The 15,131-nt window shown below is 38.4% G+C and carries 12 protein-coding genes; 3 read left to right on the plus strand and 9 right to left on the minus strand.

Annotated elements, in window-relative coordinates:
• Positions 1 to 162: 162 nt before the first annotated feature.
• The 6 genes from hemB to rbfA form a co-directional block, all read right to left on the minus strand.
• Complete coding sequence (hemB, locus tag EWE74_RS18360) at positions 163 to 1,134, minus strand: porphobilinogen synthase (protein WP_130143152.1); 972 nt, start codon at positions 1,132 to 1,134, stop codon at positions 163 to 165.
• A gap of 52 nt (positions 1,135 to 1,186) precedes the next feature.
• On the minus strand, positions 1,187 to 2,779 hold the full coding sequence (gene hemC, locus EWE74_RS18365; protein ID WP_130143106.1) for a hydroxymethylbilane synthase: 1,593 nt from the start codon (positions 2,777 to 2,779) through the stop codon (positions 1,187 to 1,189).
• A gap of 115 nt (positions 2,780 to 2,894) precedes the next feature.
• The gene (gene hemA / locus EWE74_RS18370) at positions 2,895 to 4,136 is read right to left on the minus strand and encodes a glutamyl-tRNA reductase (RefSeq protein ID WP_130143107.1); all 1,242 of its coding nucleotides are present in this window, start codon (positions 4,134 to 4,136) and stop codon (positions 2,895 to 2,897) included.
• A gap of 238 nt (positions 4,137 to 4,374) precedes the next feature.
• The gene (locus tag EWE74_RS18375) at positions 4,375 to 5,025 is read right to left on the minus strand and encodes a hypothetical protein (protein ID WP_130143108.1); all 651 of its coding nucleotides are present in this window, start codon (positions 5,023 to 5,025) and stop codon (positions 4,375 to 4,377) included.
• Positions 5,026 to 5,107: 82 nt separating this feature from the next.
• Positions 5,108 to 5,764, minus strand: a complete 657-nt coding sequence (gene aat / locus EWE74_RS18380; protein ID WP_130143109.1) for a leucyl/phenylalanyl-tRNA--protein transferase — start codon at positions 5,762 to 5,764, stop codon at positions 5,108 to 5,110.
• Positions 5,765 to 5,787: 23 nt separating this feature from the next.
• Positions 5,788 to 6,159, minus strand: coding sequence for a 30S ribosome-binding factor RbfA (gene rbfA / locus EWE74_RS18385; protein WP_130143110.1), 372 nt, complete (start codon positions 6,157 to 6,159; stop codon positions 5,788 to 5,790).
• A 479-nt stretch (positions 6,160 to 6,638) separates the two neighbouring features.
• Between rbfA and argH the strand changes: the two genes are divergently transcribed.
• On the plus strand, positions 6,639 to 7,970 hold the full coding sequence (gene argH, locus EWE74_RS18390) for an argininosuccinate lyase (protein WP_130143111.1): 1,332 nt from the start codon (positions 6,639 to 6,641) through the stop codon (positions 7,968 to 7,970).
• Between the two features lie 26 nt (positions 7,971 to 7,996).
• On the opposite strand, the gene EWE74_RS18395 is transcribed toward argH, so the two are convergent.
• Positions 7,997 to 9,064 carry an aldose epimerase family protein gene (locus tag EWE74_RS18395; RefSeq protein WP_130143112.1) on the minus strand — a complete coding sequence of 356 codons (1,068 nt, stop codon included), beginning with the start codon at positions 9,062 to 9,064 and terminating at the stop codon, positions 7,997 to 7,999.
• 343 nt (positions 9,065 to 9,407) lie between these two features.
• Between EWE74_RS18395 and EWE74_RS18400 the strand changes: the two genes are divergently transcribed.
• Both EWE74_RS18400 and EWE74_RS18405 read left to right on the plus strand, forming a co-directional pair.
• On the plus strand, positions 9,408 to 9,962 hold the full coding sequence (locus EWE74_RS18400; RefSeq protein WP_165384767.1) for a DUF4062 domain-containing protein: 555 nt from the start codon (positions 9,408 to 9,410) through the stop codon (positions 9,960 to 9,962).
• A gap of 3 nt (positions 9,963 to 9,965) precedes the next feature.
• Complete coding sequence (locus EWE74_RS18405) at positions 9,966 to 11,390, plus strand: ATP-binding protein (RefSeq protein WP_130143114.1); 1,425 nt, start codon at positions 9,966 to 9,968, stop codon at positions 11,388 to 11,390.
• Positions 11,391 to 11,413: 23 nt separating this feature from the next.
• On the opposite strand, the gene EWE74_RS18410 is transcribed toward EWE74_RS18405, so the two are convergent.
• Both EWE74_RS18410 and EWE74_RS18415 read right to left on the minus strand, forming a co-directional pair.
• Positions 11,414 to 13,786 carry a DUF262 domain-containing protein gene (locus EWE74_RS18410; RefSeq protein ID WP_130143115.1) on the minus strand — a complete coding sequence of 791 codons (2,373 nt, stop codon included), beginning with the start codon at positions 13,784 to 13,786 and terminating at the stop codon, positions 11,414 to 11,416.
• A gap of 1 nt (position 13,787) precedes the next feature.
• On the minus strand, positions 13,788 to 15,056 hold the full coding sequence (locus tag EWE74_RS18415) for a putative phage abortive infection protein (RefSeq protein ID WP_130143116.1): 1,269 nt from the start codon (positions 15,054 to 15,056) through the stop codon (positions 13,788 to 13,790).
• Between the last annotated feature and the right edge of the window lie 75 nt (positions 15,057 to 15,131).

The raw sequence follows: 15,131 nt of genomic DNA on the forward strand, positions 1-15,131 counted from the left end.
TATAAACTTTATTAGATTTTAAGGGTTGTACTACACCATCCTTAACACCTGATGTCGCATCAAAAGCTTTGGCGGATGTAGAAATACCATTATTGTAATATCCCTTATGCCAAAGGTTTTAAGCGACGAGGTTTTGGTTCTTTTTACGGGAAAAAGAACATACTATAACCATTTCTTTTCCAATACTTCCTTCGCATGATACGTTAAGATCGAAGTTGCACCAGCACGACGAAAACTCATTAATGTTTCCATAATAGCACGTTCTTCATCCAACCAACCATTACGAATAGCCGCTTTCAACATAGCGTATTCACCGGAAACATTGTATGCCGCAATCGGTAGATCAAAATTATCGTGCAATAATTTAATAATATCCAAATAGGGAAGTCCGGGTTTAACCATGAGGAAATCCGCCCCCTCTTCCGCGTCCAATTGGGCTTCGATGAGCGCCTCGCGTGAATTTGCAGGGTTCATCTGATAGGTCTTTTTGTCTCCGGCCTTTGGTGCCGAATTAAGCGCGTCGCGAAAGGGACCATAAAAAGCCGAAGCATATTTTGCGGTATATGACATAAGCGAAACGTGTGAAAATCCATTTTCGTCAAGCAACTGACGGATATAACCGATGCGTCCATCCATCATATCGGATGGTGCGATGATGTCTGCACCTGCTTCTGCATGAGCAAGGGCCATTTTACCTAAAACAGCTAATGTTTCGTCGTTCAGAATAACCCCGTTCTCTACAATACCATCGTGTCCGTCCGAGCTGTACGGATCCATCGCAACATCCGTTACTATACAGGCTTCGGGGAAGTTTTTCTTTACCTCCTCGATAGCTCTTAAATATAAATTTCCCTTTTTATAACTTAATGTGGCATATTTATCTTTCAGTGAATCGTCTATGTTGGGGAAAAGATCGAAGGCATATAACCCAAGCTTCATACAACTTTCTACCTCGCGTAGCAAATGATCTATAGAATGTCTATATATCCCAGGCATGGAAGAAACTTCGGTTTTCTGGTTTTGTCCTTCTATGATAAATAGGGGGAAAATAAGATTGGCGGCCGAGAGATGGTGTTCTTGAATCATATCCCGAATAACCGCGGATTTTCTATTTCTTCTTGGACGGTGCAACATGTTCGTGGTATTTAGATGTTTGTGATGTGTTTCTACTTCTCGTGTTTTAAACTTATTCATAGTCTAGCCCAAAAATAGCTTCGGATAAGCCTATTTCATCGGGTGTGAAAGGGAGTGTATAAGGTAATCCCATAACTTCTATTGCTTTAGCCGTAGAATGACCAATGCAGATAATTTTTTGTCCGGGATCGATGAGGTTCTCTTGGAAATAGGCCATGACATTGCTGGGACTTGTAAAAATAAGTACCTCAGCATTGGTCTTACCCACATTTTCCTGTACTACAGTTTCATAGAAAGGCATATCAATCACTGTCGTCTCGGGCGTAAGCGCGTTTTGGATAGACATTAAAGAATCTTTCGCCCGGGGAATAAAAACCGTTTGACCATCAACAAGTTTAGCGAATTCTTTCGCAATATCTTCTGTCTTGATCCCTAAATTATCGCCAGAAAAATCAGCTACACGACCATACTTACGTAAAGCGTCTTCTGAACCTCTGCCTAATACGGCAAGTTTGGTTTTTTTTAAGATCCAAGGTTCTAATTTGAAGAAATGCTCAATAGCATTTTTGCTATTAAAGAAAATCCAATCCGCACGTTTGAGGATAAAAGAATCTAGTTTATTGATCGTCGGATAAATTTTGATTAACGAACGTGCATCCACCTGAATGTTATGTTTCGCCAAATAGCGGCCCAAATAGGAATTTTCGTCCAAGTCGCGTGTAATGAAAACACTACTTGGCAGTTTTCTTTCCTTTTGGAATTTCGCAAAAATACGATCAGCCATCCCATTGGTGCTTTCTGCCCGTGTATATAGACGATTTGGGAAATCTTCATTGTCTTCCGCAATAGATGTCCAAGCTTCGTATTGGCCATCGTCTGTTTCACGGCAATAACAGCCTAATGGAGCATGACAACCGCCATCGAATAAATTCAGTACTTTTCGTTCCACGGCGATGACGTCCGCCACGTTTTTATCATGTATTTTCTGTAAAAGATCAAACAGCTCTTGGTCCGTTTCCCGAATCTGTACAGCTAAGACACCCTGCGCTGGAGCGGGAATAACTTCTATAGGTGGGATCTCTTCCATGTGAAAGTCGGATAAATCCATCTCTATGCGGGAGATACCCGCCTTTGCTAAAACAATAGCATCATATTTCTCGTCGCGTAATTTCTGAACACGTGTTTGTAGATTACCACGTAAGTCCGTGAACTCTAAGTCAGGCCGTAAAGATAATAATTGAGCTTTACGTCGATTGGATGAGGTGCCGACGGAGGCATTGTGTTTCAGCGATAGCCTTTTTTTTATATCTACACAGTCCTTGTGAACAATTAGCAGTTCCGATGGATCTTCCCGCTCCGATACGGCGGCAATGATTAACCCCGGAGGATTTACTGTCGGCAAGTCTTTGTGGGAGTGAACAGCCAAATCAATTTGTGCGGTAAGTAACTCTTCTTCGAGCTCCTTGGTAAAGAATCCTTTACCCTCTAACTTATCCAATCGCAAGTGCTGAATGATATCTCCTTGGGTTTTAATGACTTTTAATTCGGATTCTACACCAATATCCGCCAACCTTGCTTTGATAAACTCCGCCTGCCATAAGGCCAGTTGGCTACCTCTAGTTCCGATGATAAGTTTTCTGTTCACTGTTTACTGCTGCTTAAATGGTTTGAAAATATTTGTTGGAGTAAATTTAACCAAATAGGGATACAATCCCGACTGTATTTGTCAGAATTATGGTATATTTTTTCTTTACGCGATATTAGTTAATCTCCGTTTGGGAGTTTTGAACCAAAATTTCTTTGGCCATAACCATGGGTACTTTGATATATTTTTTTTCCATGTAGCTGATGACCTTTTCCAATATTTCGCGTGCTTGAGGATCGAGATTTTGAAGGTCTTGGGCAAACACTTCATTTACCGCAAAGGCGCGGATTTCTTTGATTTTTTCGGGTACCTCACGCATCGCAACTTCGACACGGCGTTGCTTCACAACAGGTAAAAATTCCTGAATATTTTGTTGGATAATTGCATCTGCATTTTCCAGTTCGGCGTAACGGTCTTGTTTGTTTTTCTCGGCAATAGCTTGCAAACTGCTGACTTCGATGTATTGCATAGGAAACTGTGCCACTACTTCGGCGTCAACATCATTAGGTACCGCTAAATCAACGACTACTTTTCTGTCCGTTTCTCCTTGAAGAAGGGATTGATAAAGGTGTGTATTAATGATTGCCTCTGGCGCACCAGTACATACGATCATCACATCAAATCCTTTTTTATAATGCGCCAATTCTGATAAAGAATGAGCCTCTGCATTTAATTCCCGCGCTAATTTCTGCGCATTTTTCAAAGTGCGGTTGAAAACAACAAAATTTGAATGTTGATGTTTTTTTAGGTATTTAGCCAGATTTTGATTCGTTTCTCCCGAGCCGATAACTAGAATGCGAGGATTTGGCGGTAGTTTCGTTTCTTTTAATTTACGATAAGCTAACGAAACGACCGAGATAGGATTACGAGAAATATTTGTGTAGGTGTAGACTTCTTTAGCAGTCTTAACCAAACGATCCATAACCAAGCGTAGATAGTCGCCTGTAAAACCGGCTTTTCGGCATCTTTCATAGGCACGGCGTACCTGTGCCAGAATTTCTTTTTCGCCAACAACCAGGCTTTCTAGCGAGCAAGACATCCGGAATAGATGATTCAGTGCATCGGTATCCGTATAACGGGTAACCTGCCCTAAATAGCATTGCAGGCGCTCTGCAGGGACGCAGAAGTTCATTTGTTGCAGGAAATCAGCCACAAATTCATCATTTAATTCATGCCCCCCACAAAAAACAAATTCAACGCGATTACACGTCGCGATATAGAAAATCTCTGGAATATCCAACGTCGTTTTCAGATTCACTAAGCGATCTTCTAACTCTTCGTTGCAGATGACCAAATTCCCCAAGTCTTTTAATTCGACATGTTTATGGGTAAATGCTATTACTTTTAAATTCTTCAAGGCCTAGATCTTGCTCCATTATTTTATCCCTGCAAATGTAGACTAAAAGCCTTTGTTTTCTGTCAAAAATCTGTCAATACAATGAATTTAGAATGGTTTTAAATAGTGTTAAATTTTTGTTAAATATGCTGTTTATTAGTGTGTTATGTGTTTTCGGTTTTAGCAGTGTGATTAGAATCATAAATTCAAATAGTAATAAATGAGGTAGGTCATTATTTTTTTAACGACATTATACCTATTAGCGTTGATTTGGTCGGTGGGAGATAAAGTGGTCTTTCAGTTTGTCTAACCCAATGTTTTCCTCTGGTTTATCCAATTCGTAACGCCATACTTTTATTCCCAAAAGGTGGTCATTTTCTTTCGTATGAAGGAGGTCCAGCGGTTTTACGCGAAATTCCTTATGTAGGATTGGGGTTGCATTATGGGGTGATACACTGTAACGAAGGATTTGTATTTCAAAATTTGGCCATTTACCGATGTTCGTGAAATTTGCGGAATAAAACTGGACGAAATCGCTAGCTAATATCTTCTCTGCGAATATTCCGGTACGTTTTGTACCGTTAATTTCATTTGCGATTATCAAAATATCATAAGAAGTATGATTAATAAAGAAAAACTTGGCAAGACCATCTTTTTGTTCTCCGGCTATACCTAGATAAATTCCACGATCTACGAAAGGAGCATGAGTTGCTGTTATTTTTGTTTCTGTCGTTTCATCATCGTCGCGGCGCATATTGCCGTGCACTAAGGTAATCTTATTAGCAGGGACGGGGATTTCAAAACCAGAATCATCCGTTACGCCTATAATATCGTTGTTCTGAAAAGAAGTGATGTGCCCTTCAATGGGTTCGTCTACAAAGCGAACAAAATCTCCAATTTTAAATTTCATCTATTTATTTTTGCTTTAATGGCTGATGGGAACCCTTCCGGTAAGATCGGGATCGTTTTCATATCTAATTATACTATCTAATCTAAATAGCAAACGGTTCAACTTTTTGTTTTTGCAGAAGTTCATAGTAGGCGGAGCCGGCAACGAACTTTGCGCCTAAAGAAGCTAAGTGTTCACTGTATATCTGGCAATCAATTAATTCGAAATTAAATTGTTGACAGAGATAAATCAAGGCTAGTTTAGAGGCATTGGATGCATTGGAGAACATACTTTCTCCACAGAATATTGATCCAATCTGTATCCCGTATAGCCCACCAACTAGCGCCCCACTGTCATCGTATGTTTCTATGCTGTGTGCGTAACCCAATGTATGTAGACGAATATAAGCTTCCTGCATGTCCGTTGTAATCCATGTGCCTTGTTGGTCCTTTCGCTCGATCGTAGCACATTGTTTTATGACCTCCGTAAATGCCGTATTATGTGTCGTATGAAAAGAGGAGCTGCGTATAAATTGGCGCATGCTCTTTGTTATTTTCAGTTCCTTTGGATCGAGTATAAAGCGTTCATGCGGAGCATACCATAAAATAGGCGTTTCTGTAGAAAACCATGGAAAGATACCATGCTGGTACGCTAATAACAATCGTTTGGTACTTAAATCTCCGCCAATGGCGAGTAAACCATCGTCATCCGCCAGCGAAGGATGAGGAAATAGAAGACGATCGTCCAAAGAATAAGGCATAAGGAATTACGATAACGGGTTGGTTAATCCGGTTGTCTAGGTTCCTTGCTTATTTTTTCAAATAATTTGTCCATGTGCTCCACATATTCATTGGTGTCGTCCAGGAAAAATTCCAACTCCGGAACAATCCGAGCTTGGTTTTTAATTCTCATGCCCAACTTATAGCGTATCTCACTGGTTTTGCTTTGAATCTGTTTTAAATCGTCTTTTGCTGTTTTCGTATTTAAGAAACTTAAATAGATACGGGCGATGGCCAAATCTGGCGTAACCCGTACTTTTGTTACGGTAATAAAAGCTCCTGGGGCCCAAGAATGGCCATCTCGTTGAAGTAGTGCCGCAAGATCTTCTTGAATGACTCCTGCAAATCGTTGTTGTCTTTTGCTCTCTGTTCCCATATTTGTATTGATTACAATGCCATCACAAAGGTACTACATAAATTATATATAAAAAAAGCGTATCACCCTCTCCGTGATACGCTTCAGAACAAAATTTGTTTATAAGTGGTCAGCCTTATTTCTTTCAAGTTTTAAGACCTCCGTCTATCACATTTTAGTTTGTTAGCTTTGGTGAAAATAAAGTGTGAGTATTAACTCACTTGTCTTTATTTTTATTTTTCCATTTCCCCTTTACGCCTACAAACATAGGGATATAAATTATTCACGCAAAGACATTTTTTAAAAAAAAGTAAGTGATCACTTTTTTGATGATCATGATTGATGTTTTTAGAAGTGCTAAATAGACCTTATGTTTATTGGGGAAGATTCGATAAATTTGTGACAGAAACTAGTAAAAAAACCACAAGAGCTTCAATAGGAAAAGGGAATTATGGTACGGGAATAAATAGGGTTGTTGCTCTCATAAAAACAAAAACTAAATGAAGATTTGGCAAAAGAACATTGATGTAGATTCGTTTGTAGAGACCTTTACAGTAGGTAACGACCGAGCAATGGATTTGCATTTGGCGATGGCCGATGTGTTAGGCTCATTGGCGCACACGCAAATGTTGAATAGTATAAATTTGATGAGTGACGCTGATTTAGCGGTTGTTCAGCATGAGTTAAAACAGATTTATCAAGATATTGTAGCGGGAGATTTTACCATAGAAGATTCGGTAGAAGATGTGCATTCCCAAATTGAGATGTTGCTTACACAACGTGTGGGAGAGGCCGGAAAGAAAATTCATTCGGGAAGATCTAGAAACGATCAGGTTCTGGTTGACCTCAAACTCTATTTTCGTTCCGAAATCCAACGCTTAGTGGAGCAAACTGATACACTCTTTCAGAAACTGATACAGCTGAGCGAGCAATATAAACAGGTGTTAATTCCGGGTTATACGCATTTACAGATTGCCATGCCTTCCTCTTTCGGTTTGTGGTTTGGAGCTTACGCCGAAAGTTTGGTGGACGATCTGGAAATGTTAAAAGCGGCATGGAAGGTGTGTAATAAAAATCCATTGGGTTCCGCCGCTGGGTATGGATCCTCCTTTCCGCTTAACCGCAAATTGACGACGGAATTATTAGGTTTTGATGATTTGAACTATAACGTAGTCTATGCACAAATGGGGCGAGGGAAAACAGAGCGTATATTAGCGCAGGGAATGAGTGCTATAGCCGCTACGTTAGCCAAATTTGCCATGGACGTATGTCTGTTTATCAACCAAAATTTTGGCTTTATATCTTTCCCTGCTCACTTAACTACCGGATCCAGTATTATGCCCCATAAAAAGAATCCGGATGTGTTTGAACTGATACGGTCACGTTGTAACAAGATTCAAGCGCTACCAAACGAAATCGCACTCATGACGACAAATTTACCGTCAGGCTACCATCGGGATTTGCAACTATTGAAAGAGAATCTTTTTCCGGCATTCCAATCATTAAGCGATTGTTTAGAAATTACAGCTTTTATGCTAGCGCATATCTCTGTAAAGGAAAATATTTTAGACGATCCTAAATATGATTATTTGTTTAGTGTAGAAGTTGTTAATAATGCGGTATTAGAAGGTGTTCCTTTTAGGGAGGCTTACCGCCAGATAGGGTTGGATATTGATAACGGAACCTTTCAGCCCTCAAAAGAGGTGCATCATACGCATGAAGGTAGTATAGGGAATCTTTGTAACGAGGAGATCTCGCGTATGTTTAACGAGGTGAAGGCCGGGTTTGGCTTTGACAAAGTGGAGAAAGCCCTGGATAAACTTGTAAAATAAGCTATAAATATAAAAAGGGAGATGATTTACATCTCCTTTTTTATGGAAAATTTATATATCGTTTCCGATTCGAACACTTGCCCAGGTTCCAATAGAACGGATGGAAATTGCGGACGGTTCGGACTGTCAGGATAATGCTGTGTTTCAAAACAGAATGCGGATCGCGATGAATATGGACGGCCGGATTTGCCAATATCTTTGCCGGATAAAAAATTGCCGGTATAAAGTTGTATCCCTGGTTCGGTAGTGAATACTTCTAAGCGAATCCCCGAATCGGGAGAATAAGCAGATGCAGCTACTTGTGAAATCGGTTGTTGATTCACCAATGTGTGGTCGTAGCCGTTGCCTCGTCCTAATTGCTCTTCATCTTTATTGATGTCCGCTGATATTTTCTTAGGTGTGCGAAAATCAAATGCGGTTCCATCTACTGGTGCTTCACTGTCTAATGGTATCTGATTTTCGTCAATAGGCAGGAAATGGTTGGATGGGATATGCAAAATATGGCTGAGTACATCGTCCTGGCCTTCGCCATTTAAGTTGAAATAAGCGTGATTTGTCAGATTGATAACGGTTTTTTTGTCTGTCTCCGCTTTATATCTAATAATAATTTCATTATCTTCTGTCAATTCATAGGAAACGGTTACTTTCAAGTTTCCGGGAAATCCTTCTTCGCCATCTGGAGAAACATAGCAAAAATCTATTTTCTTTTTGAATGATGTTCGTCTATCCCAAACTTTGGTGTGGAATCCCGTTGGCCCACCATGCAGACAGTTGCGTCCGTTATTTTGTTGTAGGCTATACTTTTCGCCGTCCAAATGAAAACTGCCGTGGGCAATACGATTGGCAAACCGTCCTATCGTCGCACCATGGTACTGTTCGTCAGCTTGCAGATACGCGTGAATAGAATTAAATCCCAATACCACATCTCGGAGATTTCCGGCCTTATCAGGAGCTAAGATGCTGACAATGCGGGCGCCATAGTCTGTAAAGGCCACTTGCATCCCTGTGCGATTCTTTAAAATAAAGAGATGTGTTTTTTTACCGTCGATTTTATGTTCAAAATCTTGATAATCCGGAAGTGAGTAGATAACCATGATATGTAGGATTTACGCCATAAATATAGGGAATAAGCTTGATAAGCTCAAAAAACTTGTCTTTCTTGCTTTCTACTGATTTTCGCAACAGCCTTTGTTTATACACTATTCGTACGCTATTCGCCCATTCAATGATGATTTACCGTGTATTTACCTAAATTATGAACTATTGATCCTAATTGAGTATTTGTTAACCCAAACGTCATTGACGAGCGCTTTGATAATTTACATGTTATTCGTATCTTAGACAAAGCTTTAAGCATCGTCGAAAACAGAAAGCTGCTTTCTTAACCACAATAACTTAGTAATTATGCCAAAATCCAGCTCTTCAAAGATAAAGATTATGATAGGTTCCACCGTTTACGGTTTTCCCGATCAACTTGCCGCAATATGCGACGTGATCGAGTCCTACGGTTACGAAGCTGTAAACTCCCATCGTGGTACGATGCGTGTAGACCCGACCTTGTCTAATTTAGAGAATTGCCTTCGAGCTGTCCGGGATTGCGATGTATTTCTAGGTATTATTAGACCTTATTATGGAAGTGGTAATATCAATGGCGTAAATATTACCTTTGAAGAAATGAAACTTGCCATCGAACTTAAAAAGCCGTATTGGTTTCTTGTAGATCGAGATGTCACTTTTGCTAGGCAGCTTTTCCGCAATTTAGTACCGAAAGGCGACGCAAAGAACTACGAGCTCAAGAAAAATCATATCTTTGATATGCGAACGCTGGATGTATATGATTATGTCATCAAGAACGGCGAGCCACTAGAGACACGCACAGGTAACTGGGCGCAGGAGTTTTACCGATTGGATGAGGCTTTGAAGTATGTCAAAACACAATTTGAGGACAGATCTTTTATAGAAGAAATGGTAGAACGCAATAAGACAAAATAAACAATGGATTACACATCGTTGATATCAAATCTTATCAAGAACGGGGAAGGAAAGCGTCTTGTGTTTCTTTCTCAATTGCGTAGAGATACTGTTGCAAAGAGTGTTTGTGCACTGATAAATGAAGAGGGTGGAGATGTGTTGGTAGGCGTTGATGATGATGGAGAGATTTTAGGTGTAAGTGAAGGGTCGACGAAAGTTGATGTACTTAGTAGCTACCTTAATGCCTCGATTCAACCTAATGCGCCCATATCTGTTTCCGCAGTAAAGTATAAAAAACAGGATTTGATTTGGATTAGTGTATGGGAGGGAGCGCAAAAACCCTATTCCTTTCTGGGACAAATCTATGCCCGTGGACAGGAAGATACAAGCAAAGCAGATAAAGCAGATATATCTGGTTTCATATCGCAACGTAGGACTTCCGAATTTCATTGGGAGAGACAACCTTTATTGGGACTGGAGTTAGAAGACTTATCGACGCAACAGGTGGGGGACAGTATCCGGCTCTTCGAAAAGAAAAATCTTCACCTTGGGTTTTCTAACGATATTGCTGCTTTTTTGCAATATATGGGCCTGTATCAGCATGGTCATTTAACCAACGCGGCGGCTATATTGTATGCAAAGAACCCTGTGCGTTATCTACCGCAGGCTAAAATAAGGCTCACGGTGTACGCCAATGAAAAATCTTCTGATAGTTTTCTATATGATAGGTTGTATGAATCCAACCTTTTTCAGAATATACAAGATATCTTTGCTTATATTGACGTATTGTTTGGACGTGGTAGTCATATCAAAGGGCTGAAAAGGAATGACCAGCTAAAATATCCTATTGTTGCGGTACGGGAAGGTATTATGAATGCACTGGTGCATCGAGACTATACTAAAGTTTCCAGTACCGTACATATATCTATTTATTCTAACCGCATGGTTGTGTCCAATGCGGGGACTCTTCCAGAAGGTTTGCGTATAGCGGACCTCAAAAGAGAGCATACGTCCATCTTGCGGAATCCGGACATTGCACGCATGTGTTTTGTACATGATCTTATCGAAATGCTAGGTAGTGGGACACAGCGGATGGTCAAGGACTGTAAGTCCTATGGTTTGCCCGATCCCGTTTGGAAGGAAGATCATGATCATCTTGTACTTGAATTTCCTGGGCTTGGAATAGGTGAGGGTGTACGTGAGGGTGTAAATGAGGGTGTAAATTATGTTATGGTAGCAGGTGTGAGTGAGGGTGTAAATGCTGAACTTCGTAAACTTATAGCTCTTATTGATGCAACTCCTGGAATGAATGCTAAACAGCTTTCTAGCGCTATAGGTAAGGGGCATTCAACTGTAGAGCGATATCTTAAGATACTCCGCGAAAATCAACTGATTGAATTTCGCGGAGCACCAAAGGATGGGGGGTATTACATCTTATACTTAATATGAGAGGATCTTCTTGAAAAACAAGTTTAATTTTGTAAGCCAAGATGTTGTTGTGTAGCTGGTTTATATTTCAGGGTGATTTCGTTGATAGAAGTTATAAAATCTGAAACGTATTTTTGATCAACTTTTGAGTCAGACACATTTTTTAATAGCGAGAGAGCAGATTTAATGTCTCTCAAAATATCTGTCTTGTTTTTTTCCATTTCTTTTGAATGAATCCCACTAAGAATAATCCAAAGAATATAAAACTCCTGGTTAGACCTGCTAAACCTTTGTAAATTTTTAATATTAAGAATACTATTGAAGCTCTCTTTAGTCGGTTCATTATCTAGTAGAATACGTCCTATGTTTAGAATAGTGGAGTTAGTCTGTTCTATACTCATTAAAAAGAATTCTTTATCCGATGGTTTAAACTCAAAACTTTCTAAAAGTTCAGTCAGGTTGGACTTTGTTTTTATTCTACAAGTGAATTTTTCCAGTCTATGGTAAAAACCAAGAATTTTTATAATATCAATTCCTTTAAGTAAGTTGTAGTTAAGATACGATAATATAGTTATCAGCTCTTCATTCTGCATCCTGTCATTGCGGTTGTCTTTCTCCTGAGAATCTGGTGCTTTAATATAAAACCAATTAACGTGTTGCGAAGTCACTTCTTTTATCTTTTGAATTACTTCTTTATCTACTGTAGAATTCCACATTTCAAAGGAATTCGGTTTAATCGGATAAGGTTTGCTATTTATGCGGATAAAAAGATCGGTGGCTTCAAATTTTCCGTTTAGATCTTGGCTAATCTCAATTTCATCAATGTCGAAGTCTAAAATTTTCGACTCAACTTCAGACATGACGTCGCTAAATCTTTTTCCATTGAGATGTTTTAATATTCTTAAATCTTTGAGTTTAAAATTATGGTTAATAGAGAATGCTTTTTCGCCCTCTTCATTCTTATAATGCCTACCCATAAAGGCTAATATTGACAATAATCTTTGTTGACCGTCAATTACTTCGCGAATACCGTCATTTCTCTCGAAAATGAACAATGGAGGGAGTTTGATTCCTAGAAGGATACTCTCTATAATCGAAGAAGCCTTTCTCACAGAGATCTTTTCTTGTCTTTGATATGAAGGTCTAAGAAGGTAAAAATTTTCATTCAAATCAGATATAATTTGATCAATAGGTTTTGATGCCGGTGAGGGTTTATTTATACGGAGACTTGCTAACTTTTCCAGAGTCAATTCTGCATCGGCTTCCGTCTGCTTCAATTTACTTAAGGTGTCTTTGAAAATGCTTGATCGGATGTATGGTTCGAAATCAAAATTCATAATTTTATTGAAAAGTTCAGCTGTATCAGTAAATCGGCTTACGACATTTCCATAATAATGGTCATTGTCGGTGTTATAGATCGAGTTTTTTTCTTTATAATGCATCTCGATAACATGCTTATGACTTTTTAAATCAAATTTGATATCGTTACTTTCCAGCACTCTTAGAGCCCACAGAACACATTCAAATATATACGTGTTTGAAAAACTGAAAGTTGCAGCTATAGACTTAATTTGTGAGATCAGGGTTTCGGCTTCATTTTCCAAGGACTCTTTGAAGTTGTCGCTATTATTCAGGCTGTCCATGTAGCTGTCATATAAAAGATCAATTATGAGATTTTTTCCACTGTCTGCATATCGACTAATAGGAAACTGGTGTAGTATTAGCATTTTTCGAAGAAAGGTAACCATGTCTACTATCAGTTCATTCTTTACCTTATTACGATCTTTTAAAAACTTACCTTTTAACGCATCAAATAGTTCTTCATTCTGTCGTAATTTATGTTTGAAGTAATCTGAAAATGTGTCAGCATCGTATTTAGCATTATCTACTTCTGACTGGTTTAATGGCGTGATTCCGGAATTGTAACGTCGGAATATTTCTTTCTTGATGCGGTCTTCCATATTGGAGTCCAGATCAGGTAATCCAACTATCTCAAATTCAAATATTCGAATCTTCGTATTCAGAAATAGCTGCTGAATCTCCGGGCTTAATTTTGAGTATGTTTTTTTGGATAACGCTTGGAGTTCTAACAATCCTGAAAGATTCAAAGAAAAATCATTTTCTTTGAATCTTTTTAATGTTTCAAACCTTTGTCTCCCATCAATAACTTCTACTTCCATTCCTGATTTGAAAAATACAAGAGGTGGAATCTCTGTTCCAAGTATAACACTTTCAATAAAGAACGATTGCTTGTCTTTCTCCCAAACATAGTTTCTCTGGTAGTATGGGTCGTAGTTGATTCTTTTAAGATAGCGGTCACTTAGCAAGGTAGATATTGAGACAGTCCTTGCGTCTTTTTTTAAATGATTACTTTTGAAAATTTCTATGAATTGTTCTTGTGGATTTATATAGTTCATGTTAGTTATTGTCTGTGTTTAATTTCCCAATTTTTTTGTCATTAAGGGTATAATTCAAGATTAAGGATTCATCTAACCTAGATTCTTTTATGTCAAGTATACCATCATGAATATTTCTAAATTGCGAAATATAAAGTTTGTCATAAATAATATTCAGGAATAAATTACGGAAATATTTTGGAATCTGAGATTCATCAAATAGAATCACACGAAGGGTTAGACTCTCTCCATAAATCAAAGCAATAGTGCAACTTAATTCCTCTATTTTTTGTTCTATTATGTCCAAATCAAAATCTGAACAGAAAAGATTTACCGAGTGCTCTAAGAAACTATCCACCTTATCGCAAAATGCAATTATGGATTGATTATAGCAATCGTGACCAAGGTGTATTTGAAAGACAACTTTCGAAAGCGGATGTAGATGTTTTAGCATGTTATACTTATACATCAAGACCTTGGATTTTTCTCCATAAGTACAATGAAAATTATAGTATAGAATTTGCGTTTCGTAATCATCCAATTGTGCCCTGAGAATTTTACAATAGAACTTTTTCTGTTTTTCGTCCAACAAAATATTGCTATCTACGATTTTTATTAATCTATAGATGGTCTTAAAATAATGAGATAACTCACCCTTAAATAGAAAAAAAACTTTTAGGTAATTTTCTGTTATGGTATTATGCGATTGTAAAGGGGAATCAAAAGGCAGGGCCAGAGATGCATCCCTAAGTTCTAAGTACCTTTCTTTAAAGAAATTTCGATTATTATCCTTCTTGTTTAGCTCGTTTTTTATTGAAATATAGACGTTCAATAGTGCGTAAAAGGTGGAATCAAACTGTTGAATCTTCATGGTTTTTTCCTGTTCTGCCATTGATTTTAGTTGATTCTCATACACCTTTCGTGTCAGTTCTAGTTCTTCTTTTTGCTTTTCGAATTCTTCAATCTGTTTTTGAAGAGCTTCTGTTTGTAAATTGGCAGATCTTTGATTGATTTTTATGTCACTCCGTTGTTCTCGTAATGCAATGTAGAACAAGATAACACCTGCTAAAGAAAAAATCGTACCGACTGTCCCGCCAACGAAATCGCCAAATTGACCGACTTTCTCTTCGTTTAAACTCAGGGAAAAACTCCAGTCACTAAATATGACAAAAGCAATTACAGCTAAAAATATAAATATTAATCCTCCAATGGACAAGCTTTTTCCTGTTTCTTCAGAGAAAAAAAATGTTGTTTCGTCTTCGATATTATTATCTATCTTATCTTCTTTCACGCGCTTATTTTTTATAGAATACTCTTACTAGCTAAAACAGGATTAAAGGGTCACAATCTATGACCTCAATACTCA

The sequence above is a fragment of the Sphingobacterium corticibacterium genome (genome assembly GCF_004208525.1).
GTDB lineage: Bacteria > Bacteroidota > Bacteroidia > Sphingobacteriales > Sphingobacteriaceae > Sphingobacterium > Sphingobacterium corticibacterium.